26 protein-coding genes and 2 pseudogenes are annotated in these 26,924 nt (G+C 38.1%); 8 read left to right on the top strand and 20 right to left on the bottom strand.

What is annotated here, in order from left to right:
- Positions 1–8 precede the first annotated feature (8 nt).
- From D1093_RS07565 to D1093_RS07505, 13 genes and pseudogenes are all read right to left on the bottom strand, one after another.
- The gene (locus tag D1093_RS07565; RefSeq protein ID WP_120100547.1) at positions 9–1,316 is read right to left on the bottom strand and encodes a contractile injection system protein, VgrG/Pvc8 family; all 1,308 of its coding nucleotides are present in this window, start codon (positions 1,314–1,316) and stop codon (positions 9–11) included.
- On the bottom strand, positions 1,313–1,537 hold the full coding sequence (locus D1093_RS07560; RefSeq protein ID WP_120100548.1) for a tail protein X: 225 nt from the start codon (positions 1,535–1,537) through the stop codon (positions 1,313–1,315). The genes D1093_RS07565 and D1093_RS07560 overlap by 4 nt, the downstream gene beginning before the upstream one ends.
- Positions 1,534–1,914 carry a phage tail protein gene (locus D1093_RS07555; RefSeq protein WP_120100550.1) on the bottom strand — a complete coding sequence of 127 codons (381 nt, stop codon included), beginning with the start codon at positions 1,912–1,914 and terminating at the stop codon, positions 1,534–1,536. Before D1093_RS07555 ends, D1093_RS07560 begins: the two co-directional genes overlap by 4 nt.
- A gap of 5 nt (positions 1,915–1,919) precedes the next feature.
- Entirely contained in the window at positions 1,920–4,055 is a 2,136-nt protein-coding gene (locus D1093_RS07550) for a phage tail tape measure protein (protein WP_120100552.1), read from the bottom strand.
- A complete protein-coding gene (locus tag D1093_RS10285; RefSeq protein ID WP_234924827.1) occupies positions 4,052–4,114 on the bottom strand; it encodes a hypothetical protein in 63 nt (20 codons plus the stop codon). The genes D1093_RS07550 and D1093_RS10285 overlap by 4 nt, the downstream gene beginning before the upstream one ends.
- A 47-nt stretch (positions 4,115–4,161) precedes the next feature.
- The gene (locus D1093_RS07540) at positions 4,162–4,449 is read right to left on the bottom strand and encodes a phage tail assembly protein (protein WP_120100555.1); all 288 of its coding nucleotides are present in this window, start codon (positions 4,447–4,449) and stop codon (positions 4,162–4,164) included.
- A gap of 1 nt (position 4,450) precedes the next feature.
- Positions 4,451–4,957: a phage major tail tube protein gene (locus tag D1093_RS07535; protein ID WP_120100557.1), complete on the bottom strand. Its 507-nt coding sequence runs from the start codon at positions 4,955–4,957 to the stop codon at positions 4,451–4,453.
- A pseudogene (locus D1093_RS07530) lies at positions 4,957–5,631 on the bottom strand (phage tail sheath family protein); the annotation flags it as partial. The pseudogene D1093_RS07530 and the gene D1093_RS07535, both read right to left, overlap by 1 nt.
- Before the next feature lie 1,732 nt (positions 5,632–7,363).
- Positions 7,364–8,143 carry a hypothetical protein gene (locus D1093_RS07525; RefSeq protein WP_120101713.1) on the bottom strand — a complete coding sequence of 260 codons (780 nt, stop codon included), beginning with the start codon at positions 8,141–8,143 and terminating at the stop codon, positions 7,364–7,366.
- 106 nt (positions 8,144–8,249) lie between these two features.
- Positions 8,250–8,780: a hypothetical protein gene (locus D1093_RS07520; RefSeq protein WP_120101711.1), complete on the bottom strand. Its 531-nt coding sequence runs from the start codon at positions 8,778–8,780 to the stop codon at positions 8,250–8,252.
- Positions 8,781–8,859: 79 nt separating this feature from the next.
- Positions 8,860–9,543 (bottom strand): hypothetical protein, encoded by a 684-nt coding sequence (locus D1093_RS07515; RefSeq protein ID WP_120101709.1) that lies wholly within the window; start codon positions 9,541–9,543, stop codon positions 8,860–8,862.
- 82 nt (positions 9,544–9,625) lie between these two features.
- Positions 9,626–10,423 (bottom strand): hypothetical protein, encoded by a 798-nt coding sequence (locus tag D1093_RS07510; protein WP_120102382.1) that lies wholly within the window; start codon positions 10,421–10,423, stop codon positions 9,626–9,628.
- 1,622 nt (positions 10,424–12,045) lie between these two features.
- Positions 12,046–16,953, bottom strand: coding sequence for a DEAD/DEAH box helicase (locus D1093_RS07505; RefSeq protein ID WP_120101707.1), 4,908 nt, complete (start codon positions 16,951–16,953; stop codon positions 12,046–12,048).
- Between the two features lie 57 nt (positions 16,954–17,010).
- Between D1093_RS07505 and D1093_RS09925 the strand changes: the two genes are divergently transcribed.
- Positions 17,011–17,178 (top strand): hypothetical protein, encoded by a 168-nt coding sequence (locus tag D1093_RS09925; RefSeq protein ID WP_167309088.1) that lies wholly within the window; start codon positions 17,011–17,013, stop codon positions 17,176–17,178.
- Between the two features lie 382 nt (positions 17,179–17,560).
- Here D1093_RS09925 and D1093_RS07500 read toward each other — a convergent pair whose 3' ends face one another.
- The 5 genes and pseudogenes from D1093_RS07500 to D1093_RS07480 form a co-directional block, all read right to left on the bottom strand.
- Positions 17,561–19,135 carry a YfjI family protein gene (locus D1093_RS07500; protein WP_120101705.1) on the bottom strand — a complete coding sequence of 525 codons (1,575 nt, stop codon included), beginning with the start codon at positions 19,133–19,135 and terminating at the stop codon, positions 17,561–17,563.
- Positions 19,136–19,140: 5 nt separating this feature from the next.
- The gene (locus D1093_RS10280; protein WP_244613981.1) at positions 19,141–19,344 is read right to left on the bottom strand and encodes a hypothetical protein; all 204 of its coding nucleotides are present in this window, start codon (positions 19,342–19,344) and stop codon (positions 19,141–19,143) included.
- A gap of 98 nt (positions 19,345–19,442) precedes the next feature.
- Positions 19,443–19,643, bottom strand: coding sequence for a helix-turn-helix transcriptional regulator (locus tag D1093_RS07490; protein ID WP_007347209.1), 201 nt, complete (start codon positions 19,641–19,643; stop codon positions 19,443–19,445).
- Positions 19,644–19,851: 208 nt separating this feature from the next.
- Positions 19,852–21,018: a tyrosine-type recombinase/integrase gene (locus D1093_RS07485; RefSeq protein ID WP_120101703.1), complete on the bottom strand. Its 1,167-nt coding sequence runs from the start codon at positions 21,016–21,018 to the stop codon at positions 19,852–19,854.
- A 166-nt stretch (positions 21,019–21,184) separates the two neighbouring features.
- A pseudogene (locus D1093_RS07480) lies at positions 21,185–21,733 on the bottom strand (phage tail sheath protein); the annotation flags it as partial.
- A gap of 388 nt (positions 21,734–22,121) precedes the next feature.
- Between D1093_RS07480 and D1093_RS07475 the strand changes: the two are divergent.
- From D1093_RS07475 to D1093_RS07460, 4 genes are all read left to right on the top strand, one after another.
- The gene (locus D1093_RS07475) at positions 22,122–22,853 is read left to right on the top strand and encodes an antA/AntB antirepressor family protein (RefSeq protein ID WP_120101702.1); all 732 of its coding nucleotides are present in this window, start codon (positions 22,122–22,124) and stop codon (positions 22,851–22,853) included.
- Positions 22,850–23,128, top strand: a complete 279-nt coding sequence (locus D1093_RS07470; protein WP_120101700.1) for a hypothetical protein — start codon at positions 22,850–22,852, stop codon at positions 23,126–23,128. The genes D1093_RS07475 and D1093_RS07470 overlap by 4 nt, the downstream gene beginning before the upstream one ends.
- Positions 23,129–23,302: 174 nt before the next feature.
- On the top strand, positions 23,303–23,554 hold the full coding sequence (locus D1093_RS07465) for a type II toxin-antitoxin system prevent-host-death family antitoxin (protein ID WP_120101699.1): 252 nt from the start codon (positions 23,303–23,305) through the stop codon (positions 23,552–23,554).
- Positions 23,547–23,933, top strand: coding sequence for a hypothetical protein (locus D1093_RS07460; RefSeq protein WP_012231062.1), 387 nt, complete (start codon positions 23,547–23,549; stop codon positions 23,931–23,933). The genes D1093_RS07465 and D1093_RS07460 overlap by 8 nt, the downstream gene beginning before the upstream one ends.
- 9 nt (positions 23,934–23,942) lie before the next feature.
- On the opposite strand, the gene D1093_RS07455 is transcribed toward D1093_RS07460, so the two are convergent.
- Complete coding sequence (locus D1093_RS07455) at positions 23,943–24,239, bottom strand: HigA family addiction module antitoxin (protein ID WP_120101697.1); 297 nt, start codon at positions 24,237–24,239, stop codon at positions 23,943–23,945.
- Positions 24,240–24,326: 87 nt separating this feature from the next.
- Between D1093_RS07455 and D1093_RS07450 the strand changes: the two genes are divergently transcribed.
- The 3 genes from D1093_RS07450 to D1093_RS07440 all read left to right on the top strand — a co-directional run bounded on the left by D1093_RS07450 (position 24,327) and on the right by D1093_RS07440 (position 25,237).
- The gene (locus D1093_RS07450) at positions 24,327–24,587 is read left to right on the top strand and encodes a helix-turn-helix domain-containing protein (protein WP_210246184.1); all 261 of its coding nucleotides are present in this window, start codon (positions 24,327–24,329) and stop codon (positions 24,585–24,587) included.
- Between the two features lie 66 nt (positions 24,588–24,653).
- The gene (locus D1093_RS07445; RefSeq protein ID WP_120101695.1) at positions 24,654–24,932 is read left to right on the top strand and encodes a type II toxin-antitoxin system RelE/ParE family toxin; all 279 of its coding nucleotides are present in this window, start codon (positions 24,654–24,656) and stop codon (positions 24,930–24,932) included.
- Positions 24,933–24,949: 17 nt separating this feature from the next.
- Complete coding sequence (locus D1093_RS07440) at positions 24,950–25,237, top strand: HigA family addiction module antitoxin (RefSeq protein WP_120101694.1); 288 nt, start codon at positions 24,950–24,952, stop codon at positions 25,235–25,237.
- A gap of 53 nt (positions 25,238–25,290) precedes the next feature.
- On the opposite strand, the gene D1093_RS07435 is transcribed toward D1093_RS07440, so the two are convergent.
- Positions 25,291–25,575 (bottom strand): hypothetical protein, encoded by a 285-nt coding sequence (locus D1093_RS07435; protein WP_244613980.1) that lies wholly within the window; start codon positions 25,573–25,575, stop codon positions 25,291–25,293.
- Positions 25,576–26,924 lie beyond the last annotated feature (1,349 nt).

The following is a 26,924-nucleotide window of genomic DNA, read 5'->3' as shown; positions in this document are numbered from 1 at the left end:
AATTTGGCTTATCTATCTTCCTCGTCCATATGGATAACGCCTTCGCCTTCATCACATGCGTTAGGTGGGGCGTTTGGATCAAGGGTATCATCTTTATCTGGTGTGGTATTGGCTACGTTTTTTGCAGCGTCTTCTTGGGTTTCATCAAAAAGTTCACAATCTATTTTTGTGGTGTAACCACCTGTTTTATCAAGCTTGTGTTTGACGCTTTTGATGCGCCATTCTGCTGGAATATAGGGGCGGAAAGGGGGCTCATGAACAAGCTTTGCTTCTGCTTGCACAAAGGGATCACCACCAATATCACATGAGAAAGAAGATTTCCCACGTGATGATTTGTTGCGATAAGCAGCAATAGCCGCAACAGCTTCTGATTGATTGTGGTAGGTGTATTTGAGTTCATGAAACGGTGCTTGACCAACCTTGACTTCCTTTTTTTCACCAGTGCGGATATCATGATAGGTGGCAAGTACACCGCCCTTTTTCTCTTCTTCTTGCTCTTGATTTTCAGGTGTTTTGGCTTCCGTCTCTGCTTTAGGCAAATTGGGGGCGTCACTTTTATCCATATGGATCACATCTTCGCTGTCATCAACTTCTTCTGGTTCTCGTGCATCAGCGGCGGCTTTTTGGTCATCTCCTGCATCTGTTGCTAAGCCATTGGCGGCACCTGCTTCATCGCGTGCACTGTATTTAAAATCCCAAGAGGTACATTGTTTTTCATGGATGACAACGACGGGCAGTGTTTCACCAGTGATGGCTTTGCCTTCACCCCGTTTAGCCAAAACAAGCTTGCCATCAACGGGTTTTGCTACCGCATCATAGTCTTCTGCAAGGCGTGTGGCAAAAGCCATATCGCTCTCAGAAGTTTGATCAATGTGACGCACAACAATTTTTGCAAGAGCAGGATCAACTTTGGGGGTATAGCCATTGCGCTGTGCTATCTCTTGAATGATATTGCCAAGGGTTTGCTGGTGATAGGATTGGCTTTTGGGTGTTCTATAAGACGTGTTCATGGAGGCGGCGCGTCCTGTCACGCTTAAGCTTTGTGGGGGGCTGCTTACAGAGATTTCATCAATCAGATAGGCTCCCATATCCCGATTTTTACCGCCTTCATAGCCAAGTGTGACAGAAATGATTGTTCCGATGAGAGGAATATCAAGAAAGCCATTGTCGCTCTCACGCGCGCGGTCATCAAGTTCTATGGTGATGCGGTCGCTTTTATCTTCTGCTTCATCCGTAATTTCAATCGACAAAACATAGTCCATAAGTATGCGTGTAATATCTTCTCCATTTGCCATTACTGTGCAAAAAGGTTTCATGATTGGCTGCCCCAAATTCTAATCACCGGTGTGGCTTTGGGATAGGGGAGGATTGGCAAAACGATTGTGATGCCTGCTTTTAAAATCGGTCCATAGTCTGCAAGACCAAAATTTGCTGCATAAACGTGTTCAACAGCAAGAGCTTGTTGACCCTTGGCATAATATCTCCAGCAAATGGCATCAACCATATCGCCTTCTTTTGTCACGTAAAGATCACTCATAGCTCTTCACCATATTCTCTCAATTTTATTGTAAATTCTTGTTTTTTTGGGGTCCCATTTTGGTGAAAAATGCTTTGCTTTTCTTCTACAGAAAGAATGACAAACTTTCCTAAAATTTTTCCCTGACCCGTCACAAGAATATGAGGACCATTATGTGCCATTTGTCGCAAATATTCCAGTTGTCTATAACCGCCTTTAAAATCTGGATAGATCACACCGGTTAAAGAAAATTCCGCATTTGCAACGGCAGGCAATTGAAGTGCTGCTTTGCGCCCCAAACGCCCTTGCTCGACCCATGGAACACCATAAGACATGTCAAGGGTTTGATAAGCGGCCGTTTCAATGGAAAAGATAAAACTACCCAAAGCTAACATCATGATGTTTAATCCGAAAGGCTAGAGGCTATAGCCAAGCGTTGCTGTTTGGCATAGCGTTCAAGGGCTTGGTTAACGGCGGCGCGGATTTCATCTTTAAGACCATTGGGGACGGAAATATTTAAATTTGAAATCATCACGCGGGCATCGATTTCTATCGGCTTATGAACGGTAATGGGCTTGGGAGCTTTGAGGGAACCCACTTTTGCATTTGGAGCTTCCATATGCCTTGTTTCAACGCCCCCTGTATTAAAACCACTCTTGCGTTTTTCAGGGGGGGTATTTGTAACCACGGCTGTATCAAGCATTCTTTTGACAGGGGCTTTGGTTTGATTGGTAAAGGTTTTAATGGTCTTCGTTGAAGTTTTGTCGATTGTAGCCTTAAATTCTGATTTTTTTCCTCCAAAGCCAGGTATCCAACTGGTTAATTTTTGGGTCTGGTTGCTAAACCAGTCAGACAGAGCATTCCATTTGCTTTTTATGCCATCCCATAATCCCCCAATCAGATTGGAGCCTGCTTCCATTAAATCGACACCGAACAGCCATTCAATGAGTTCATTGATTTTTTTCGAAATCCAAGAGAGTGGTGAAAAGTTTTTAAAGAGCGCCAAGAGGTTATTAAAAACATTACTACATAAGCTCGCAAAAGAATCCCATAACTTGCTTATAAAGCTTATGACTGTGTCCCAATTTTTATAAAGCAGATATCCAATTCCAATAAGGGCTGCAATGCCAGCCATTATCCAGCCAATAGGTGTGGTCATGATAGCAACACCAAGCGATATAAAAGCAGAACCAACGGCGGTTATTGCTGGAATAAGTGAAGTTACAAGAGATACCGCAAGACCCGCAACTGCGGAAGCAGCCGGGACCATTGCTGCAATGAATGATCCGATAAGAATTGTTCCAACTACAGCTAAAGATGCTGCTATCCAGCCATTGAGTTTATCCCAATATTTATAGAGTACAGCAAGTGTTGCAATACCGCCAATGAGCCAACCGATAGGGGTGGTCATCATAGCATAGCCAAGGCTAACAAATGCGGCTCCCACGGCTGCTAATGCGGTAATGAGTGGACCAAAAATGAAGGAACCAAGAGCGACAAGTCCCACCTTGAAAAGAGTTATTTCACCAATCAGAGGTTCTAGCCATTGGAACCAGCCTTTAATCCTCTCTGTAAGATCACTGATGCCCTTTCTTAAATCTGAGGTAGGATTAAGCAAATCTTGGAAGACTTTTCTTAAGGTTTTAGCCCAGCTCGCAACGGTTGTTTGAATGAGGTCACGGTTTTCATCAATCAACTTTGAAAAACCGTCAACCATATCATTGATCACGGGCATAAAGCGTGCGCCAATAAAGCTCGCGATACCACCTATTTTTTTCTTAAAGGCACCAAGCTTATCACTTAAATCTGCGGCATAGCGTGCAACATCGGCACCTATCAGCCATTTTCCTTTTCTCGCCTTTGCAAACAGCTCTTTAATGGGTGCCATGCCTTGTGAGAGCATGGATGCCATCTCTTTACCATCTCCACCAAACAGTAAGGCAGCAATGTGCTGTCTTTGTGCTTGATTTTTCATCTTACTCATCTTGTCGGTAATTTCTTCTAGTAAGAGAGAATTTGATTTGAGTTTGCCAGAAGCATTTTTGACAGAAATACCAAGCGCTTCAAAGCCCATCATGCCTCTTTTTTGTCCGGCATATGCTTGTGCCGAACGCCTATTTAAAACCGCTAAGGATTGTTGAAAAAGCTCGGCAGAAGTGCCTGAATTATCGGCTGCATCCCCCCATAATTGAAGTGATGCAACACTCATACCTAAATGGTGTGAGGCATGGTAAAGACTATCCCCCAGATGCATGGTTTTCATGGTGAGGGCGGTTACACTTGCCACAAGCCCCCCACCAGCAAGCCCTAAGACACCGGTAAAGACCGAAGCACGGCTTGCCGCTGTACCAAGAGCACTTTGAACACCATGAAGACTTTTTGTCATGTTTTTTACAGCAGCAGAAAAGCGCGGAATACCCAAACTATGGGATAATTTTTTTGACAACGTATCGAATTGCTTTTGTACACGTTTAAGAGGCGCGGTGAGTTCGTCTTCAAGAGACAATCTCACCTTTGCGTCGGCAACTTTTTCACTCATTTTGTCTTATACCTTTCTGCTGCTTGTTTTCGCCAGAATATGAGTTCTTGTGGTTCCATTTCCATCATCTCTGAAAGGGACCAATGGAACACAATGGCGATATCGGCTATGAGTTTTGCGGCGGTTTCCCAGTCAAGGTATCCCGCCGTTTGATAAAAGACTCCAAGATCTCTCCAATGCTTGACAAATCATTGATATCAAGTTCACTGATAGCTTCATGCGGCCATCCAGAAAGGCGTGCGATCATAGCGATTGTTTGCTCTACACCTTCTTTTTTATCAATGGCTTGCAAATCTTTTGTTTTGGGGCGCTGTAAGGTAATTGTGGTGTGCTCTTTTCCTTCAAAGGTAATAGGGATAAGCAATTGATGGGTAACACTTTGTTGTATAGTCATTTTATAATCCTATGTTTTCTCTGTGGCCTGCGAGTTGATTGACGCCATTGAATTTTCTGATGAGGTTGAGAACGTCTATCTCAACGATTTCAACGTCTTTCTGGACATATTTGAAATATTGCAATGTGAATGTTGCTGTAGAAGTTGCTTTGCCTCCCGGTTGCCATTCTGCCATTTCAAAGCCTTTGCAAAGTCCTCTCATGGTCATGACAACACCTTCTGCGGGTGTGCCTTGTGCTTGCATTGAACTGCGCAATGAGATGTCGACATCTGTGCGTCCCAACAGTGCCATTAATTCTGGAGAGCAATCAGAAATGGTCATGCTAAGCGTGAGGGTTTCAAGACCAAGATCAACCTCAATGGAGCTATCCATGCCACCGCCGCGATAACTCTCAACGACCAAACTCAAATTCGGTAGGGTGACACTTTCACATTTTGCTTGATAGGGAATGCCGTCGACAAAAATGTTAAAATATTTCAAAACTCTTGGTAATACGGGGACTGTCATTAAAAGATCTCCTCTAGGTAATCATTGATGATTTGTGAACGGAACGTGATGTGTTCTGCGGGTGTTGTCGGGGTAAATTCCACATTGAAATAGACTCTGCCGCTTTCAATGGCGCTTGCTGTATTAAGCTCTAGATCAGGCGTACAGCGCCCACCAAGAATAGCGCCTTGTGCTTTCAAATCACGCAAATAAGCATTGACGCTTTCACTCACATCATGCATGTACGTTTTTTTGATATTGCGGTCGACAGCCCATAGGTGTCCGCGCAAAATAGCATCATTGATCATATCTGCGGTGCGCACCACGGATAAAAAAGCAAATTTTGTATCGCTTGAGAGTGTGCGATTGCCCCAGAGACGATAGCCATTTTCGCGAATAATGGTTGTGATGTTTTGTTCATTGAGAAGGTTGGCACGGCTTGATCTGTCACCAATGGAAAAATCAATGGGGCGCGCAGTTCCCACAATTCCATTGATCACTTTATTAGAAGGGGAATGCCAAAAGCCATGAGTAAAATCATTTTTGGCAATGACACCAGCAACCACTGCACTCGCGGGCTGTTCTATGATTTTGCCATCACGATTTATCTTTACAAACGGGTCAATGAGAATAGCGCGTTTTGAATCAAAATCCTTTGCTGTGCTAAGGGCTGCTTCATCTGTTGTGTTTGGAGCACCCGGCGCCACATATTATATAAAATATAGAAAAATCAATATATTATGTAAAATTATTTTATATGAATCCACTTAGGAATCCACACTTTTATACGTGATTCATTTGACCATTTTTTATAGAAGATTGCCATGTATGAATAGATCATAAAAAGCAAATCATGGTGCAAATATTATAACGCATGTAAACGTTCAAATGAAATGAAAAGCAGATATCATTCATAACAGTTCATAAATTTTATGATACGTTTTTATCACAGCACAAATCGCATTGTTTAAAAATTTAGTCGTTTGGAATTATCGATAACATACGTTTAAAGATCACAGCTTGTTTTAAAGATTGGATTGTTAATCGCATATTAACGTTCGCCAAAATTGGCGAGCGCAAAATCTAAAGAGTGTTATAGCAATATTAGATCATTCTATAAGAGGGTAATCGTTTGAAACTGTTATAAGGTAAATTGTATCAAAAGATACGCATTTATAGAAAATACAGATCATATAATTTTTCCCCAATTGGGAAAAACCTTTAAAATGGCATTAAAGAAATTAACTGTTTGAAACTGTCATAAGCTTATAGGTTTAATTTATAAAGATTGCATAAAAGGATTAAGGATAAGATCGCTTTTAAACGCTTTCTAAAAGTTTAGAAAACGATAAAGAGGTCTTTTATATCTTATGAAATGAAAAGCCTTTTAATGAATAGATTGCAGGCTAGTTTTGAAGAACAGAACTATATTCGCTTCCCTAAAAAAATGGAGGCGCATAATGCCATAGAAGTAGAATACTATATACCTTAGACAGGTATAAAAAACGTTTTAAAAGTTATCGTTTTAAAATATGAAACCAAAAGAGGTCTCCTCAAATTTGAGGGCATCTATTTTAGACAAAGATAAGCAAGTAAAATTCAAAACCGTTGTAACATCATAAGGCATGAGATTTTTCTAAATTTTTAGATAAGAGCTATAATATTAAAGAATACTCTATTCTAAAGATAACGAGTTCGAATTTGAGCTGGTTGATTTTGCCAACTCAAAATTGAGCCAGCTTATTTGTAAAAAGTTACATTTAATGAAAAGTGAAAATACGCTTATGAGAGCCTTTCTAAATGAACGTTTAAACGTTTGAAACTAATGTTTATAATAGTTTTTAAAACCTTCCATTTGATAAAAGCGGTTGTTTATTTATCTTATGAGAGCTTGTTTTAAAAACCAGCGTTTGCAAATGTAAAAAGAACGTTTTTATAAGACATTCATTTAAGATGCATTTTCTTTTGATTGTATTGAGATGAATCTAAAAAGCGTTTTGATTTTTAGAATGTAAGTTGTTTCAATTTTACTCAATTCACTCAACTCAATTTTAAGGTCAGTCTATTGAAACGTTTTAAAAGAAGCATTGTGATCATGGGCTTTGTTTTAAAAACCCCCCTCACAAAGGAGGGTGTTATGATTAATACGTTTGAGAGTAACAAAAAGCGCTTATAGGCTCTCTCATTCAAGTGAGTGATTAAAGATCATATACATCATTTACGTTCCTTTTGATAAGTTTTCATATCTCTAATAGAGCGCTTGTAATAGATATGTTTTGTATATATGTGTCATTACCTTGATTAGGGTTGATTCATAAGGATAGACATTAGAAAGCCGCGTCATATCAGTTGGCACGGCTTTCTTTTATGAATTCTCTCTTTTATGATGGGTTTATAGCCATAAAGAAGGCACCCCCATACCTATTTTTATTCTGTTTTATCAATAATCTTAACGACATTATCGCTTTGATAAACCTCATAATTTTTAGGAACTAACTTTGCTTTGCTTTTTGTGTTGATTGTTGCATTGCCATAAGCACGCCCCCAGATCGTTGCACAATGTGAGATTTTTGCATTACCATAAACAGAGCCATAAATCTCACAAGAGCCCCCCACGCGCGCATTGCCATAGACCTTGCCATAAATCTTTGCACGACCATTAATCACAGCATAATTATAAATTTTCGCATGGCTATAAATGCAAGCAGAGCCACAAACCCTAGCATGACCATAGACGCGGGCATAACTAAAAACCGTAGCATCATAAGAAACATGCGCATGGTCATAAATATGAGCATCAGCAAGAACGCGGGCAGCACCACTCACATGAGCATTGCCATAAACATTGCCATACACATGAGCACTCCCATAAACACAAGCCTGATCATAAATCTTTGCATATTGAGAGATAAAAGCCTTACTATAGACTTCAGCATTGCCATAAACCAGACCACAGACTTGCGAATAATGGCGTATTTTTGCATCATCATAAACACGGGCATGACCATAGACACAAGCATCATCATAGACCCAGCAATTGCCATCATGGGATAGGTTGACTTCCTTTTCAATAAAACCACCTAAAGCACCCGCCTTGACATCATCAAAATCCCTTAAAGCCCGAATGCGATAAAGGTTTATAATTTGCTTAGTAAGTCTCTCTTTAATTTGTTTAATTTGATTGGTTAATTCGTATTTTTTACACATAGGGGTACCCTCACAATCTAATGTGTTAAACGTTTTCTAAAATTTGGAATGGAAAAATTTGGTTTGAAAGCAAGCGCCCCCACAACGCCCGCCGCTGCTTTATTGATTAAACCCAGACAATTTCTAACTCGCCATAAGGAGAGAGACGTTCAGTATAGGTTTTTATTTTAGTAGACCCGCCGACATTTTCACGAATAACAGCAATGCCATGGATATGAGCATTTTCAAAAATATGCACGTCATTTGCTATACGAGCGTATTCATAAACCCTAGCATTGTCATAAATATAGGCATTATCATAAATAATAGCATTGCCATAGACATGAGCATTACCATAGACATGGGAATTATTAGAAACAGCAGCCTTGCCATACACATGGGCATTCCCATAGATATAACCAGCCACGATAGCATTGTTATAAACCCTTGCATTTTCATAAACATGACCATTTTTAAATACAATGGCATCATCATAGACCCAGCAATTTCCATCATGAGAGAGGTTGCTTTCACTTTCAATAAAGCCCCCCAAGGCACCAGCTTTAACATCAGAAAAGTCTTTTAATGCTTGGATACGATAAAGGGTATGATTACCCAATACACGCGTTTCATTTGTGAGTGCGAACTTTTTTTGCATAACACAATTCCTTTATAAGAAGATTAAATTTTAAAATGAGATTTTTAAAGGGGGCGCCCCCGCCGCGCTCGCACGTTATTTAAGCAGCGTTACTTTCACTAATCTTTACAACGGTATCATTTTCATAAATTTCACAATCTTCAGGAATCCCATATGCATAGTAAAAGTTTTGTTTGACATATGAATAACCATCTCTTTTTAACCTTGCATTGCCATGCACCAAACCTCTAATGGTGTGATAACCAGTCACTTTCGCATTGCCATAAACAGAACCGTAGACTTGAGTATACCCACCCACGCTAGCCTTGCCATAAACCTTGCCATAAATTTTAGCAGCACCACTGATAACAGCATGATCATAAACCACGGCATTGCCATAAATACGCGCATTTCCTGATAATTTTGCATTGCCATAAACCCGCCCACAGACCCAAGCATTATTAGAAAGATGCGCATTGTCATAAACATGAGCATTTGCATAAACGCGGGCGCGATCACAGATATGAGCATTGCCATAAACAGTACCCATTATAATAGCGTTATTAAAAACCTTGGCATTTTCATAAATATGGGCTGGATTTAAAACAAGAGCATTATCATATACCCAGCAGTTGCCATCATGAGAGAGATTGTTTTCACTTTCAATAAAGCCGCCCAATTGACCAGCTTTAACATCAGAAAAGTCTTTTAATGCTTTAATGCGATAAAGAGTTTTATGATTAAATACACGTGTCTCATTTGTGAGTGCAAACTTCTTTTGCATAGCACAATTCCTTTATAAAAAGATTTAAATTTTAAAATGAGATGGTTAAAGAGGGGCGCCCCCGCCGCGCCCGCGCCATTATTTACGCAGCGTTATTTATAGCCTGATCAGCACTACAGACATCTTCAGAAAATTTCTTATTTTCATTAAGCACCGCATTGCCATAAATCGTTGTAAATTGGCAAATTTGTGCCTTGCCATAAACATGCGCATTATCATGAATGTTTGCAAAGGGACCAACACGCGCCGAGCCAGAAACCTTGGCATTATCATAAATATTGCTACCGCCATAAACTATAGCCTTATCAAAAACATGAGCATTCCCATAAGCTTTTGACCACGTAGCAAGGCGTGATTTACCGTAGACATGGGCATCATTAAACACAAGCCCACTCACATGAGCATTTTCATAAACACGGGCGTTATCGTAAATAAGAGCCCCCTCTGTAATAACGGCATTATCACTCACAACGGCATTGCCAAAAACATAGCCCCCAATTTTTGCATTGCCATTAATGATTGCATTGTCATAAACACGTGCTTTATCACTCAAAACCCATGCCTTATCACTAATCACGGCATTACCATAAACCCTAGCATAATTCAAAACACAGGCATTATTGCGTATTTTGGCATTTTCGGAAACGCTTGCTTGGATAACCATAGCATCATCATAAACCCAGCAATTGCCATCATGAGACAGATCACTCTCATCTTTAATAAAGCCGCCTAGATCCCCCGCTTTAACATCAGCAAAGTCTTTTAATGCTTTAATGCGATAAAGAGTATGATTACCAAATACACGCGTTTCATCTGTAAATTCGTATTTTTTAGATGTTTTTTTCTTATTAACGGGGGTAATTTTTGAAATATTTGTCATATTTAAATCCTGTTTGAATAATGTTTTTAATTGACAGCCCATAAAGGCATCGGGTGCTAAAAACACGGCAAACAGTCCGTTGCTTATACTTTTCCCTCGAAAGGGTATTGTATGGTATAAGCACACCCGACAAAATCGTTATATGCCAATGATAGCATAAAAGAAAGTCAGTATTTTAAAGAATGGGAGAGGCTGTTTCGTAACCTATCCGCTGTTTGCTTCGTGGTTTTTAATCACTTGAGTATTTATATAACAAAATACGTATTTATTGTCAATTAATATTATATCTTTTTTGATATTTTTTTGTATTTTTTTAGATACGTTGTGTATTGATAATATCCTATGCTTATGAAGTGCTTCTTTTATATTTATATGCATTTAAAGCTATATTATAGGCTTTATCAAACGATTGCGTTGTTTTTTGAATCTATACATTTATAATATTTAGAAACGCTCTCATAATGCGTATTTTTATCTTTATAACCTATAAATTTTTTTACTAAATGAATTTTAATTTTTTTGTGAATTTTGTTTATAACGCATTTATCATTTGCACTATCTTAATAGGCACCGCGCTCTTATAACCAACCCTTTCATTTGCATTATGATTATAAAACCTTGCTGTTTTTACGCATTCTTTATAACTGTTATGTTCTTTATAGCCACCGCATCATTTTTCATTTTCATAAGAGAAACGATAAATAGGATAATTACGATTTATAGACTGTTATGAAAACATTTAAAGAGAAACTGATAATTATAGAGATCAGAAAAATACTTTTTAATAGACCGTGTCAGTGTTGTCAGTTGTGTCAGTTCTTTTTAGACCCTCTATTATTTTTTTTAAATGAGTAAAAATTAAAAACATTATATTTCAATATGTTAATGTCTTTAAAACACAACCCATATCAAAAATACAATCTTTAAAGATAACCCATGATGTGAATTGATTAAAACTTGTCAGTTATCTGTCAGTAAATTGAACCGACAAATTGGATTATTTTAGTAAGTCATTAAAACGTGTCTTATGAAAAGCGTATGACCTTTTAAAACCTTCAAAAGATAGCTTGTAACTCATAAGAAATGCTATCAAGATCATTAGGTTATGAGTTTTGGGGGTGCTTTTGTACGTATTATTTTATTTTTTAATTAGAAATAAAAATCATTATATTTCAATATGTTAATGTTTTAAAGAAACAACCTATATTAAATACAATCTGTGAATACAATCTATGATATATATAAAAAGGGGTTTTGTAGGGGTTTTGGGGGGGGGGTAAGAACCTACAAAACCTATAAGTAATATAAGAAAATGAATATATATAACTCTCTTTAAACAAAGCTTTTGAAAACAATAAAGCACTCATTTTAGATTACGGTATAACCTCTTAAAGGCAATGTAAAAAAATCTAATTCACTTTAAGAGTGGATTTCTTAAAAGTCTTAAAGCAATCCAAAGTAGAGTATCTAAAAGTGCAAATGATTTCTTTTTAGAATAACGCATGATAAATTATCCTTTTAAAGATTGTATGTAAGCAATGTATAAAGGGGGTATAGACTGTTATAAGACCCTATACCCCTTATGCGTTTATAATACCCATTATGTGAGCATGCTTTATAAGTTATTCAGTTTCTCTTATTTCTAATTTTGGTAAGTTTTTTACGATTTTCATTGTTTCTAAACTTACGGTAATAACCCTTTGAAATAACTCTAGAGGGTAGGCGGGGTTGCCAACGGTTTCAACAGCATAGCGATTGGCATCATTCACAATGCCACTCTTTTGATCCGTCTTTACACATTGACGTCCCATAACCCATTCAAGAGCGGGTTTACCATTGACGATATACTTATAAGCTTCAAGAGGGATATCTGTTATTGTGATATTGCTATTATAAATAACAGTGGTTTTATCTTTCTCTTTACCTGCTTTTGCGAATTTCATTTCGGTCACATAATAGAATTTTTCGGGATTAGAGATCTCTGTCTGTTTTGGATTACCCTTTTTAAAGGTTACTGGATAAGGTTCTACATCTTCATAATTCACATGCAAATGACCCAATTCACGTCCTGCTGTTACAAATTTCCAAAAATCACTAGCACTTTTAACACAAGGAATACGAGGCAATTCTTTGCATAAATTATGTGCATAACGGGCGCGATAATCTTCTGAATGAAGTAGACCGTAAACATAATAAAAGATATCTTCTTTTGTTATAGTTTCATTAGGATAAGCAACTTTAAAACGTGCTAATCCCGCATCTGTAATGCCATCACGAATTTTCTTTTTTTCATTTGTCATAAATAAGCTATGGTCATGATGTTTTTTTTCTTCACAATAGAGCATAAACGGATAGCATCTTGATTTTTCTAATGTGTCAAAACTAATAGGCTTATTTGTCATGAGACAAGAAAAAGCTTTTTGACTTCCTTCTCCCGAAATGCAAATTCCAAGGTTATGGGGGATATCCTGATTAAAAAATTGATGAGTTTTCCCTAGCGCTTCATTTAGTAATGGTGATGCATAATGCCATGTTATCATAAACGGGCGATAAAGAACTGGAACCTTTAAATGAACGTCAAAAGTTGCGTTGCTTCCTTGCTTTAATTTAGAGATAAGAGCATTTGCCCAACTAATTTTGGTAGCATCATAATCAATAATCTTCCTTATAGGTACAGATGGATTCTCAGCAATAAGACGTTTTTGTATATTAAAAAATTCAATTGTTTTTTGAATAGATAAATTTAATGCATTACTTGAAAAGTTATAAACCCAAGCATCTCGAGCAGAATTCACACCACGTGACACTTCCCTAAATAGCGCAGCATCTATCGAGTTATTTTTAATACCCATGGGTATAAACCGATTAAAATCGGCTTCTCTTTGTTTTATCCAATCTCCATGTTTATCTGGTGTAATTATTTGCCAACCTTTTTTACTTCGTGTAATGCCATCAATACTCCTAAATTTTTCAATTATCGTAAGCTTTTCTTTTCTATTGAGATAATCTCCAATATCCCGAAAATATATCTTACCACGTGGTTGTGCATTTGGATTTTTAACCAAAATAGAAATCGCTATAGGGGCACGAGAGCCAGAACCAAAAATCTTGCCGCCTTCTTTTCGCGAAAGTTCTCCAGACGTTCGTTGATTGCCCCGTAAATGGAAAATATAAAGGCTGCTAAATTCCTCAACGAGGCACTTGCGTAAACCATCCATAGAACTTCCATCAATAAAACCCGCGTTTGTAACAAAGCCAATTACGCCAGCATTATTAATACGGTCACTAGCCCAACGAATGGCACGAATATAACTATCATAAAGTGCTTGTAATAAACTTGTTGTTGAATAAGTAGCATAAGTTTCACGGATACGGTCATCTAATATGGGATAGGGAGTGTTTTTTGCATTGTCATTAGCGCTTTTTTGACCTACCGAATAAGGAGGGTTACCAAAGATAACTTGGATATCCAGTTTCTTTTGATGCTCTAAATATTCACTGTTTTCTTTGAATAATTCCTGTAGCAGGTTCTTTTCTTCAAGCATCCGGAATGTATCAGCCAAACCAATATGCTTAAAGGGAATATAATCTCCTTTCATCAGACTATGATACGTCGATTCAATGTTAATCGCTGCTATGTAATAGGCAAGTAAGACAATCTCATTGGCATGGATATCATGACGGAATTTATATTCCATATCCTCTGGTTTGATGAGATCTGATTGTAAAAGCCTTGTGATAAAGGTACCCGTTCCCGTGAAAGGGTCGAGAATGGAGACACCCCGTGACCCCAAGCTTTTGCCAAACTCTTTACGCAACACATCATCAACAGAATGAATGATAAAATCAACAACCTCAACGGGGGTATAAACAATCCCAAGCCTATCGGTGGTTTTCTTAAATGCCTTGGTAAAAAAATCTTCATAAAGCTTGATAATAAGGTTTTGTCTTGCTTGGGGGGAGGTAATCCCAGAGGCACGGAATTTCACACTGTCATAAAACTCTTGTAACTCTTTTGATACTTGCTTGATATTGGTTTTATCCAACTCAGCTAAAATCTTTTCCATGGCTTGCGAAATGGCATTGTTTTGCACAAATTCATTGCCCTCAAACAAGGCTTCAAACACGGGACGCGTGACAAGATGTTGTCCTAACATCTCAAGCGCTTCCTCTTGTTTTATTTCACTGTTTAAGTTGTTTTTTAGTTCTTTATGAAATGCATCAAAGGCGTGAAAGGCTTCACTGTTTTCATCAGCAAGCAGGTTTTGAAGATGGGTGATATGGTTTTGTGCAATTTCAGCAACATTGCCAGCCCATATGCCCCAGTAATCGGCAAGGGTAAATTTCTTAGCCAAAAGGGTTTTAAGGGCATTGGGAAACTCTTTATAAAAGGGTAATCTTCCTGTAACACTATGAATGTATTTTTGTGGTTCATAGGCTGCTTTTCCAATCTCAAGCCCCGCGCTTTCTGGTTTCTCATAAACATAGATTTTATCCTCAACCGCTGTCATGCTCTTTAAGGCGCTAATCTCCAAAACATCACTAACGTCTTGCCCTAAAATCATCTGGTTAAGGGTGATTTCGAAATTCTCATCATGAGCAAGCAAAGCATTGATCACTTGCCAGACAACACTGTATCTCTTGTTGTATTTTAAAGCTTCTTCAGCAGAAATCCCAGCCGGCACCCCAACGGGTAAAATGATATAGCCTCTTTTCTTGCCTTTGGCACGGCGCATGATACGCCCCACCGCCTGTATCACATCCACTTGGCTTTTGCGCGGGTGTAAAAACATGATCGCATCAAGAGCAGGAACATCAACACCCTCAGAAAGACATCTTACATTGGTCAGCACACGACAAGTATTTTCCCCCGCATCTTCCTTTAACCAATCAAGGGCTTCATTGCGCTTCTTGGCACTTTGCGTTCCATCAATATGAGCAAAGGTACACTGAAGAGGCGGCGTCTCTTTATAGAGCTTATGAAGATTATATAATTCTTTCTGTATTTCTTGAGAATTGAATGTGTCACGGATACGTTCAGAAGTCTTGATATCTTTACAAAAAGCCAAAGCCCGACGCATAGGGTTAGGGTCATCACTCAAATCAACCTTCAGATCTATTTTAGCAAGGGCTTGATAACAGCCTATGATCTTGGTTTTATCATCAAGGATAAGTTCATAATTCTCATCGGTCATCAGATGTTGAATGGATTCACAGACTTCCTCTTCATTAACGCCTAAGATAATAATTTTATAAGGAACTAAGAGTTCATTCTTAACGGCTTTTGAGAATGTGTAAGTGTAAAGCTCTTTTCCATAAAGCGCTTCATCATCCATAGACGCCAGAATACCATTCATCTCATGGGCTTGTTTTTTGGCACTATCAGCAAAGATCTTAGGCGTTGCAGTCATATACAGACGTTTTTTACCCCGTATGATGCTGTTATCATGAACCTTGATAAATTCAGATTCATGCTTGTCTGTTCCCAATACAACCCCAGTCGTACGGTGTGCTTCATCACAAATGATCAGATCAAATTCGGGTAAATCATATTCCTTTTGTGCATCCGAAATCACTTGAATGGAATGATAAGTTGAAAAGACCACAGTCATCACATCAAGAGAGGTCTTATTGGCTTTACGCGCAAGCTCTTGTGAATCCGTGGTCGCCGGCAAGACAAGATCTGATGCATCAAGACCCGATTCATCATCCTGTTTACTTTTACGACGTTTGCCTACTTGTGTATCCGAACACACCGCAAAGGAACGCAAGGGGATTTCTGTATCAAGGGTCCATTCACGGATTGTTTGTGACATCAAAGCAAGGGAGGGCACTAAAAACAACACACGCTTGCCTTTTCCTGCTATGGTTTCTGCTATCTTAAGACTGGTGAATGTTTTACCCGTACCACATGCCATAATAAGCTTGCCACGGTCTGCTTCTTTTAAACCTTCACAAACTCTTTCAAGCGCTTCTATCTGATGATCTAAAAGCTTTTTTTTCGGTTGCTCTTTAAGGACGGCTTGTCCTCGTTCTTTATAAGCGCCCCAATCGATTTGACTGTTTTCTAAATCAAACAGATTAATCTGTTGAATACGAACTTCTTGACCATCACAAGTGTTGTTAGCATTATCACTCCAATTGCTTTCGGTGCTATCAACGAGAATACGACGCGTAAAAATCTTTTTGCCTGAGGCAGCGATAAAGCTATCAATATCTTCTTTTTTAATGATGTGAGAAGCATCATAGCATTTACATTGAATAGCCGCATATCCTCCTTGATCACGGATTGTAGCGACCAAATCAATACCAATATCACGCCCATCTTCATCATGTTCCTTAGCCCATTCCAAATAAGTTTGAACCTTTTCGTATTCTTGCTTTTGCAACGGGTCTTCAGCTAAATAAACCTTTACAAGGTTTTCAAACAGCGTTCCCAATTCACGGGGTGATTTTGCTTGTTGACGATAATATTCCAACAGAGAGCGTAGCGTGACATGTTCATGATCAGACTTAAGAGATTGCAGCATATTATAACAGAGCTCCGTTTTGGTATGAGAGGGTTAATTCTTTTCAAAAGAATCAAAATGAAGCTTATTAAATCTATTTTGAACGAATTGAGAAAAAATGCAGAAAAATGCGAAAAAACGGATAATTTTTTTCAAAAGGGATTTTTAAAGGCTATTTATCCACAGCCTATGACACAGCGTAAGATCAGCAAAGTAGTAAAATTTGCTATTCGTTTCACGGATTAATCAAGACAAATGCACTATGTGCTTTAAGATATCGGAATGAGTATTTTGATAGGTTTTATAAGGCATAAAATAATCACTTTTGTCAGTTCAATTTACTGACAGATAACTGACAAATATATATTATTGATTGTATTTAAGGTTGTATCATTGATATAAGTTGTATCTTAAAAATACTAACATATTGAAAAATAATGTTTTTAATTTTCACTCATTTGAAAAAATAATTATAGGGTCTAAAAAGGACTGACAGAACTGACAAAAATGACAAAACTCTTCCTATAAAGTTACTTAGATCATTATCTTTGGAGAAAAATTCCTTGATAAGAATGCCATTAAAAAGAGTTTTGTCTCTTTGAGTAGAAAGTTTTTAAAGAAGATTTCTTTATTGTTTGATGCTGTTGTTTTTGACGAAAGGGTGCCATTCATAACGTCTATCTGGACGCCGACCTAATTCATTGCCCTCTATAGGAAATTCACGAATATAGTTACAACGGCATAAAAGCTCTATAGCTTGTTTAACGACTTCTTTGTCTTTTAAAGAATGCCAACAGCGTCTATAGATATCTCTTGCTGTAAAAACATCGGGTAAATGATCACAACGCTCGACAATCAATTTTGCCCCCTCTGTTGCTAAATTATCCCCCGCCGCATAAAGACGTTTGGCATGACTTAATAGATAACTTGTCCAACGCAAGGCTGTTGTGATGGCATAGGGTCCAATTTCAAAACGACCACCATCAAGAAGTTCAAAAATCAACGCAAGGCTTGCTATGGTCTTAGGCATTTTTAAAAGATGCGATTGTAAACTTTCTGAGTGACTACCTCCTTTTGCCTCTTTATGAAGATGTTCCAACCATTCATAAAATTGCACTTGTGCTTTAGGAGAAAAACGCATGATCAGCGGCTTTTCTGGAGACCCTAAGCGTTTATCACGAAAAGAACGAAATACCCCTTCATACTTTTGCCAGCCCTCTTGATTGGGCGGTCTATCAATCACTTGCCATTCTTTATTGTCATCGGGCCAGACAATCATTTGAAAGCGTTGCATAAGACCATCATCGTTTATTCCACGCTGTATGGCTTGAATGAGGGGAATAAGGCGTGAAGGTTGAATGCCTCCAATTATGGATAAAGTGACATAAGGGATAAAAATGGTTCCACGCTCTATACGGTCATAGGTAAATTGATCATCTCCATTAAAAGCTGTTAAATAAAAGGAACGGTCTGTTTGATATTCCTTTCTTTCTAGATTAGCTAAAAAACCAGCCAGTTCATCACGCACCATCAAGAGACCACGGGGGTTTTCTTTTAAGAGTTCCCCAAGCTTTTCAACGGTCACATCATTGACAATAAAACGAGAGACATCATCATCATGCACATTGTCTTTAGAGAGGGTTTCAGACAAAAGAGCACGGGCTGTTTCAAGATCTCCTTTTTTTATTGCTTTATTGGCTTGTCTTTCCTTTTCTCGTTTGTCTAAAGTTTCAAACCTCTCTTCAATTTGTTGTTTTTCTTTCTGTTTTAACCAGTCTTTATACCATTTCTTTTGAAGGCAAGTGATAGGAGTTAAAGCGGCTTTCATGGCTGGTGTTTTGAATGTTGATGATTGACCAATAAGAGCCCCCCAGAGATTAGGCACCACAATCCAATCATCATATTGTTTTGGGGCAACCCGCACGCCATTGCCAATGACAGCAGCCAAGGCACAGAGAGCAGAGACAGCAATAAAATCCATAGGGGCTTGTTGACGCTCTGAAACGTCATAAACATAATCCATAAATGGCATTGGGAGTTGTAATGGGTCAAAAGGCTCGACGGGTAAGAGAGCCGCCGTGATAGGCTTTATTTCCCCCCAACCGTTTTGTTGCAATGCTTGTTTATAAGGAATGGCTTCTAAACAAGTATTATCATTTAAAGGCGTATTATTCTCTAAAATATTTTTGTTATCTTGTCTCATGTTATTTACCTTAGAAAATAGAGGAGATCGTTAAAATATGCGTTATGCGGGGCTTGCCTCATAAGGACCTCAAAGGCTTGGCTATAAGCACGCGTAGCAAAGGTAAAATTAGCTAAAGTCTTTTTGATTGGTTGGCTTCCATAACGCCCATGCCAAACCCTCGGCACAGCGCGTGTAATACCCCGCGCATTCTTAAAAGAACACATCATTTTAAATCCTATAACGTTGCGTCACAGGACGGATTGTGCTATCTCTGAGGTGATGAGTTTGAGAAAGCCTTGTCCGTCCTTACGTGACAAGGTTTTTTTTATGCCGCGTCACTTTGACGTTGCTGTTTCGCTTGCTCGATTACATTCAAGAGATCCGATTGTAACCAACGGGATAAAAAACCAAATTTTAAAGGTTTTGGGAGAGAGCCATTGGTGACATGACGGCGGAATGTTGAGACACTCATATGAAGCAATTTTGCACTTTCACGGTCTGTTAAAAGAATATCATTTTCGGTCATTTTAAAATCCTTTCATAATAAAAAATAGAACCAAATCATGCCTATTTATTAAGCACATTTTGGTTTATTTTTGAAGGTATTTTATTTATAGAAAACAATATTTTATCATATAATTTCTCATGTGATAATTTATGAGTCTTATTGAGAGCGAATGAGAGAGGAGAGAGCTAAAGTTATCCACAGATCATGGGGTTATGCACCCCATATCTTAAGATTGACCAGTGACATAAGCCGCCCATTTATCCATATAGACACGACGCTGTTCTAAATAGTCAGTCCGACGATAGGCACGCTCTACTTGTCCGCCTACCGTATGAGCTAAAATGGTTTCAGCGACCTCATAGGGGGCATCGGTTGTTTCAGCAAGCCAATCGCGTAAACTAGAGCGAAAACCATGGGGGCAGGCTTCAATTTTATTTTTTCTCATATACGCTGCCATCATCGTATGTGAAAGAGGACCACGACCGGTAAGTGAAAAGATGAAATCACTTTTAGAGATACAGCGGGCTTGTTCAATTATTTTTATTGCTTCAGATGATAGGGGCACGCGAAACTCTGTTGTAGCATCACGCTTTCCTTTCATATTTTCAGCAGGAATAGTCCATATATCGCCATCAACTTGATCTTTATGAATATGACGTAAAGGATTAGTACGGACACCTGTCAGAATAAGCAGACGCAAAGCTAAATGTTTTATAGTTGTTGTTTTACAGAGAAATTGGTAAAAAGCCGGCACATCTCTCCAATCCATGGCTGGTAAGCTTTGTTTTTTATGACGTTGTTTGCCTAAAAGAGCGCGTGCTTTTGTTGTTGCTTGTAAATCAACATCTAACCCTAATGCAGCCGCATGTTTGAGACAAAGATTAAGACGCATCAGTGCTGTTCGAGCAGTTCCAGCTTTTGTATGCCAAATAGGGGCAAGGGTATCGCGTATCTCTGTTTGTGTAATCTCTGAAACGGGTAGACAGCCTAATTTAGGGAGAATATGGAGGCGTAAATGTAAAAACCAATTACAAGCCTCACCATCATTCTTTAATTCAGCTTTACGGCTTTCAAAAGCATCTAGAGCAATATCTTTTAAGTAATGGAGATTGCGCATTGCCTCACGCTTTTGTTTGTTGCGTTCTTTAATAGGGTCACGCCCCTCACGTAAAACAGCCCGCCATTGGTTTGCCAATTCACGTGCTTTTTTTAAAGAGACATCTCGCAACGCTCCCAATCCCATTTCACGACGGCGTCCGTGAAGGGTATACCGTAAAATCCATTGAACACCTCCATCTTTACGCTTATGAAGTAACAAGCCGGCGCCATCATTATATTTGCCAGCCCCCAATGTTGCGACAGATCTTGCATTAAGACGGTTCATAAGAGCCATTTTAGTCCTTTCTTGTATAAATTTTACCCACACACCAGCCCCGCTTTTGACGTGCAAGCAAGTGATATGAATTGATTCAATCTGAGAGGGTTTAGAATAAGAAAATCTTACTATATTCGGGGCTTTAATTCAATATGCAAAACAGTAAATTATATATAAAAATCAATGTGTTGCTAGCATCAAGCACCACAATAGCGCGCAGGCGCTCTGCAATGCCAATCAGTTCTGCTGCTACAGGGTTGGCAGTTGCACTAGTTTCATTCCCTTCAATACCAACGCTGGAAGGGCGCTGATGTGTAAAGCCTGGAGCAATCAGAATACGTGGTGTTTGTCCTACAATGGATTGTGCTCCAATGAAAGCATGAACGCCTTCATAAGCGCCATTTGCGTTTACACCACCTAGAATATTGGTGAGTGTTGCATTTTCGTTGTCACCTTCTTGCACACGGATGACAACGACAATTGCGCCTACTTGCTTGAAAATGAGATCAAGGGCATTGGGTAATGTACCTTGACGCTTACCCGTTTTATCGAGTTTTGCGGCTTGTGAAAGAGAGCCCGCTACCAAAACCGGTGTGTTAAGAGGAAAGGCTTGTTCATCAGCATCAGGTGCTGTGCCGATAATTCCGATAACGCCAGACTGAACTGCACGAAGGGGGCGGGTGCCGTCGTCAACCTCGACGACTTCAACACCGTGTAAAAAACCTGTTACCATTTTATACTCCTTTAAAATATTGGTTAATGAAATGAATGGGAAAACGAAGGGGATGATTGCTGTGTTTTAAGCGTCCAGCATTTATAGATGAAATTAACAAAAATATAGAAAGGTGCTTGACATTATTTATGCAATGTGTATTTTCGAATCAGGTGCCTGAAAAACACCTTAAATACCAAACGGACAAACTACCGACATAGTTTATCTTCCGCACATTAAATACTTTGACTCGTTATATGCTACGTGCGTATAATAATTCTGTCGGGTGTGGTTATGCTATACAATACCCTTTCGGGGAAAGCGTAACGACGGACTTGGTACCGTGTTTTTCAGCGCCCGACACTCTTTAGAGTGTCAATGAAAAACCTCTATTACCAAGGAGTTCGTTATGAACACACTTATAGAAATATCAGAACAGGTTATTGATCAAGAGACTGTTCAAACCGTCAATGCCCGTGAATTACACACATTTTTAGAGATAAAAGCCCGCTTTAATGATTGGATTAAAAACCGCATTAAAGAATGTAAATTTCAGGAAAATATAAACTTTATAACGCTTACTAAAAATTTAGTAAGCGGTGGAAAGGTAAAAGAATACCACATTACCTTAGACATGGCTAAACACCTTTCGATGATAGAGCGTAATGATAAAGGACATGAAGCGCGTCAATATTTTATCAAATGTGAACGGCTTTTGAAACAAGTAACCACACCACAAGTTGATTATTCCAAACCCGAGGCATTACTTGGTGTTTTGAATCACTTACAAAATCAAATTGAGCAGAAAGATCATGTTATTGCTGAATTGACTCCAAAAGCAGAGGCTTTGGAAGGTTTAAAACGTTCTGATGGTTTGTTTGGTCTTATCGAAGCAGCGAAGATGTTGGAGGTGCGACCAAAGGACTTAACCGATTACTTGCGTAAACATGATTGGGTCTATCGTCGTGCTCCGGGGGCGCCTCTATTACCTTATCAGGATAAAATCAAGAAAGGCTTTATGGATTGCCCTGCTATCACCATTCAAAGACCGGATGGTACAGAAAAGGTACTCCCTTCAACAAAAATCACATCCAGAGGATTGGCATGTTTGAGAGAGCAAATCCATGGAGGTGTACAATGAAGATAGATACCAATTTCTTGTGCGATTTATGGATAGCATTGTTTCAGTTTTCTAATGATGAAAATATCAACGATAAAGATTGTACAGCTTTGGTTGATATCATGAGTCTTGTAGAAAAGGTTTTGATTTTAAAGCTCCAAGATGATGTGCCAAATATTGTTAAGATTTTAGCAGTTCTCACAGATTTTGGTTCTTCAGAGCTACCGCATAGCATGGATTCTTTATTGCGCGCTTATGAACCAAATCTCGAGAGCCCCATTAAAAAGGTTGCTTAAGGTAAAACATAACCTCTCTTCCCTGCTTCTAAGTGGGGAAGAGTTTAGTAGATTCCCTTAAAGAAGCTTATTCCAATCACATAAAGGGTGCTTTTTCTCCAGTGTGTTGTAAAATATCTTTACATAATACATATTATACGTACAATACGTATTATCTATTAAAAGGCTGTACTGATGAAAAAATATAGTTTTACAGATGTAAATCGCGGGGCAGGTGATATTTTAGACGAAGCGATGTCAACGCCTGTTGCTTTAACGAAGCGAGGGCGTGAAAAAATCATTATGCTTCCTGTTGATTTATATCATGAATTAATAAAAGCGCGTTCTAGCGTACAATCTTTTTCCTATGCAGATGCACCGCAAAATATATTAGACGATTTAAATCGTGGTTTAGATGACATTTTAAACAGTGATGAACATGTTTAAAGCAGGGGATGTTGTTCGGTATTATTATTTATGGCACGAACAAGCGCAAAAAGGTGAACATTCAGGGCGTAAAGCGCGTCCTTCTTGTGTCATGGTTAAAACTGAAAAGCATCTTTTTTTGTTTCCTATCACTTCTCAAGAGCCAGTTAATTTGCAATTTAGCTTAAAAGTACCTGAGATAGAATGCAAACGTGTGGGGTTGCAAAAGCAATCTTGGGTACGTGTTGATGAATTTAATGTTGTTTCTTGCGAATCTTTGTTTGACTTTGAAGATTTAAAACCACAAGGGCGTTTTAGTCTTGCTTTTATGCGTAAAATTGCACTTAAAATTAAAGAAGTTAAAGCAATAAAGCCACTTGGAAAAGTTTCTAGAGACTGAGTTATACAATTAAACAGTATGGAGTGTCGGAACTTTGCTAACATCTGTTTCACGTTCAGCATGCCAAGCATCATAATTGGCTTGAAGCTGTAGCCAAAGGGCTGGTCCATTTCCTAACAATTTACCAATGCGAGCCGCTGTTACGGCTGTGACTGGACGTTCTCCTTTAAGAATGCCGTGCAAGTGCTGGCGTGATATTTGAAGAATCCTAGCAATTTCCGTTTTGCTTGCATTTAAATGTTCTAAGGATTCAGCTAAAACTTCTCCTGGATGAGTAGGGCAGCGATTAGGATTGCGTGTAGTCATGGATAGTCTTCTTTGCAATTAATTTTAAAACCGTTACAATTTAAACAGTATGCCATCGATATTATATCATTTAAAGAAATTTAAAAAATGAACATCAAGCCTATTCGCACTGAACAAGATTATCAAGAATCCTTAGAAATTGTGTCTGCAATGTTCGATAATCAACCTCAAGAGGGGACTCCTGAATTTGATCAAATGGAGGTTCTTGTATTGTTGATTGAAGCGTATGAAGCAGAGCACTATCCTGTTTCTCCACCTCATCCAATTGAGGCTATTAAATTTAGAATGAAACAAATGAACTTGACCGCTAAAGATCTTGTTCCTGCGATTGGTCATGTAAATCAATGACAAGGCATTTTTTAGGATTTATAGATTTTTTCTTGTATTTAGTAACGATACACGATATAGTGTATTATGATTTTGGGATTTAAACATAAAGGGCTTGAAGCCTTTTACAATACTGGTGTGACAAAAGGAATTCAATCAGCCCATACTCAAAAGTTAAGGCGTATTTTAGGTACTCTTGATGTAGCTATATCACCAAATGATTTGAATTATCCGTCCTTTCGATTACAACCTCTAAAAGGTGATCTTAAGGGCTACTGGTCAATTACTGTAAATGGAAATTGGCGCGTAATATTCCGTTTTGTTGGTATAGATGTCGAATTGGTTGATTATCTAGATTATCATTAAATAAGGAGAACTAAAAAATGATGAAAAATCCTCCACATCCCGGTGAATTATTGCGTGAAGATGTAATCGCAGAGCTTGGTTTATCTGTTAGCGAAACAGCCGAACGGCTTGGTATGTCTCGTGTTGCTTTTTCTAGGGTTTTAAATGGGAAAGCCGCACTTAGTCCAAATCTCGCTATTCGGCTTGAAATGGCTGGTGTGAGTACTGCACGCGCTTGGCTCGCTATGCAGGCAAATTATGATTTAGCGCAAGCTCTAAAACATAAGCAACCTAAAATACATCCTCTTTTCACGAGTTCTTGTTAGTACCATTCTATCGTATTGGGATGCTTTTTTAAAGGTGCTATTATAACTTAAACTTACTCGTCTTTATTTTGCAATTGTTCATAATCATTTAATCTTTCCATAACCTTATAAGAACAGCGCCCAGCTCCAGCACCGCTTGGAGAATCATCCCCATGAGAACCAGCACCCCCACCTCCAAAGCCACGCCCTGCTTTTCCTGAACTATAGGAACCTTGTCCAGTTCCTCCAGAGCCACCCCTTGATGTATCACCCCCAGCATCCCCGCCATTACCACTTATCTTGCCAGTAATTCCATCCGTTCCAGCATAACCATTTCGCCTTTGGAAAGATATTATCATAAAAAACACAATAAAGTCAATATGTTGATTGCAATTATTTTATATGAATCCACTTAAGAATCCACACTTTTATACGTGATTCATTTGATCATTTTTTATATAAGATTGGCATGTATGAATAGACCATAAAAAGCAAATCATGATGCTAATATTATAACGCATGGGTGCATTCAATGAAATGAAAAGCAGATATCATTCATAACAGTTTATAAATTTTATGATACGTTTTTATCACAGCACAAATCACATTGTTTAAAAATTTAGTCGTTTGTAATTATCGATAACATACGTTTAAAGATTATATCTTGTTTTAAAGATTGGTTTGTTAATCACATGATAAAAACATAAAATTATAGTTTTCAAAATTGAGAAGCGCAAAAACTAAAGAGTGTTATAGCAATATTAGATCATTCTATAAGAGGGTAATCGTTTGAAACTGTTATAAGGTAAATTGTATCAAAAGATACGCATTTATAGAAAATAGAGATCATATAATTTTTCCCCAAATTGGGAAAAACCATTTAAAATGGCATTAAAGAAATTAACTGTTTGAAACTGTCATAAGCTTATAGGTTTAATTTATAAAGATTGCATAAAAGGATTAAGGACAAGATCGCTTTTAAACGCTTTCTAAAAGTTTAGAAAACGATAAAGAGGTATTTTATATCTTATGAAATGAAAAGCCTTTTAATGAATAGATTGCAGACTAGTTTTTAGAACAGAACTATATTCGCTTCCACAAAAAAATGGAGGCAAATCATGCCATGGCAGTAGAATTACTATCTACTTTAGACTTGGTACTAAAAAACGTTTTAAAAGTTATAGTTTAAAAATACGAAACCCAAAGAGGTCTCCTCAAATTTGAGGGCACCTATTTAGACAAAGATAAGCAAGTAAAATTCAAAACTATTGTAACATCATAAGGCATGAGATTTTACTTAGTTTTGCTAGCCAAATATAGAGCGATTAATTTGCAAAGAAGCTTTGTTAAAAATACGCTTATGAGAACCTCTCTAAGTGAACGTTTGAAACGGATGTTTATAACAGTTTTTAAAGCCTTACCTTTGATAAAAGCGGTTGTTTATTTGTCTTATGAGAGATTGTTTTGAAAACCAACGTTTACAGATGTAAAAAGAATGTTTTAAAAAAGACATTTGTTTAAGAGGCATTTGCTTTTGATTGTATTGAGATGAATCTAAAAAGCGTTTTGATTTTTAGAATGTAAGTTATTTCAATTTACTCAACTCAATTTTAAAGTCAGTATATTGAAACGTTTTAAAAGAAGCATTTTGATCATGGGCTTTATTTCAAAAGACCACCTCACAAATGAGGGCGTTATGATTGATACG

Source organism: Bartonella kosoyi (assembly GCF_003606325.2).
GTDB lineage: Bacteria > Pseudomonadota > Alphaproteobacteria > Rhizobiales > Rhizobiaceae > Bartonella > Bartonella kosoyi.
The sequence above is the reverse complement of the archived record's forward strand: the minus strand, read 5'-3'. Positions and strand labels throughout refer to the sequence as shown.

Bases quoted from the DNA above. Each gene is read 5' to 3' on its own strand.
- D1093_RS07565 (WP_120100547.1), bottom strand. From the start codon at position 1,316: ATGAAACCTTTTTGCACAGTAATGGCAAATGGAGAAGATATTACACGC.
- D1093_RS07560 (WP_120100548.1), bottom strand. From the start codon at position 1,537: ATGAGTGATCTTTACGTGACAAAAGAAGGCGATATGGTTGATGCCATT.
- D1093_RS07555 (WP_120100550.1), bottom strand. From the start codon at position 1,914: ATGATGTTAGCTTTGGGTAGTTTTATCTTTTCCATTGAAACGGCCGCT.
- D1093_RS07550 (WP_120100552.1), bottom strand. From the start codon at position 4,055: ATGAGTGAAAAAGTTGCCGACGCAAAGGTGAGATTGTCTCTTGAAGAC.
- D1093_RS07540 (WP_120100555.1), bottom strand. From the start codon at position 4,449: ATGACTATACAACAAAGTGTTACCCATCAATTGCTTATCCCTATTACC.
- D1093_RS07535 (WP_120100557.1), bottom strand. From the start codon at position 4,957: ATGACAGTCCCCGTATTACCAAGAGTTTTGAAATATTTTAACATTTTT.
- D1093_RS07525 (WP_120101713.1), bottom strand. From the start codon at position 8,143: ATGTGTAAAAAATACGAATTAACCAATCAAATTAAACAAATTAAAGAG.
- D1093_RS07520 (WP_120101711.1), bottom strand. From the start codon at position 8,780: ATGCAAAAAAAGTTCGCACTCACAAATGAAACGCGTGTATTGGGTAAT.
- D1093_RS07515 (WP_120101709.1), bottom strand. From the start codon at position 9,543: ATGCAAAAGAAGTTTGCACTCACAAATGAGACACGTGTATTTAATCAT.
- D1093_RS07510 (WP_120102382.1), bottom strand. From the start codon at position 10,423: ATGACAAATATTTCAAAAATTACCCCCGTTAATAAGAAAAAAACATCT.
- D1093_RS07505 (WP_120101707.1), bottom strand. From the start codon at position 16,953: ATGCTGCAATCTCTTAAGTCTGATCATGAACATGTCACGCTACGCTCT.
- D1093_RS09925 (WP_167309088.1), top strand. From the start codon at position 17,011: ATGAAGCTTATTAAATCTATTTTGAACGAATTGAGAAAAAATGCAGAA.
- D1093_RS07500 (WP_120101705.1), bottom strand. From the start codon at position 19,135: ATGAGACAAGATAACAAAAATATTTTAGAGAATAATACGCCTTTAAAT.
- D1093_RS10280 (WP_244613981.1), bottom strand. From the start codon at position 19,344: ATGATGTGTTCTTTTAAGAATGCGCGGGGTATTACACGCGCTGTGCCG.
- D1093_RS07490 (WP_007347209.1), bottom strand. From the start codon at position 19,643: ATGACCGAAAATGATATTCTTTTAACAGACCGTGAAAGTGCAAAATTG.
- D1093_RS07485 (WP_120101703.1), bottom strand. From the start codon at position 21,018: ATGGCTCTTATGAACCGTCTTAATGCAAGATCTGTCGCAACATTGGGG.
- D1093_RS07475 (WP_120101702.1), top strand. From the start codon at position 22,122: ATGAACACACTTATAGAAATATCAGAACAGGTTATTGATCAAGAGACT.
- D1093_RS07470 (WP_120101700.1), top strand. From the start codon at position 22,850: ATGAAGATAGATACCAATTTCTTGTGCGATTTATGGATAGCATTGTTT.
- D1093_RS07465 (WP_120101699.1), top strand. From the start codon at position 23,303: ATGAAAAAATATAGTTTTACAGATGTAAATCGCGGGGCAGGTGATATT.
- D1093_RS07460 (WP_012231062.1), top strand. From the start codon at position 23,547: ATGTTTAAAGCAGGGGATGTTGTTCGGTATTATTATTTATGGCACGAA.
- D1093_RS07455 (WP_120101697.1), bottom strand. From the start codon at position 24,239: ATGACTACACGCAATCCTAATCGCTGCCCTACTCATCCAGGAGAAGTT.
- D1093_RS07450 (WP_210246184.1), top strand. From the start codon at position 24,327: ATGAACATCAAGCCTATTCGCACTGAACAAGATTATCAAGAATCCTTA.
- D1093_RS07445 (WP_120101695.1), top strand. From the start codon at position 24,654: ATGATTTTGGGATTTAAACATAAAGGGCTTGAAGCCTTTTACAATACT.
- D1093_RS07440 (WP_120101694.1), top strand. From the start codon at position 24,950: ATGATGAAAAATCCTCCACATCCCGGTGAATTATTGCGTGAAGATGTA.
- D1093_RS07435 (WP_244613980.1), bottom strand. From the start codon at position 25,575: ATGATAATATCTTTCCAAAGGCGAAATGGTTATGCTGGAACGGATGGA.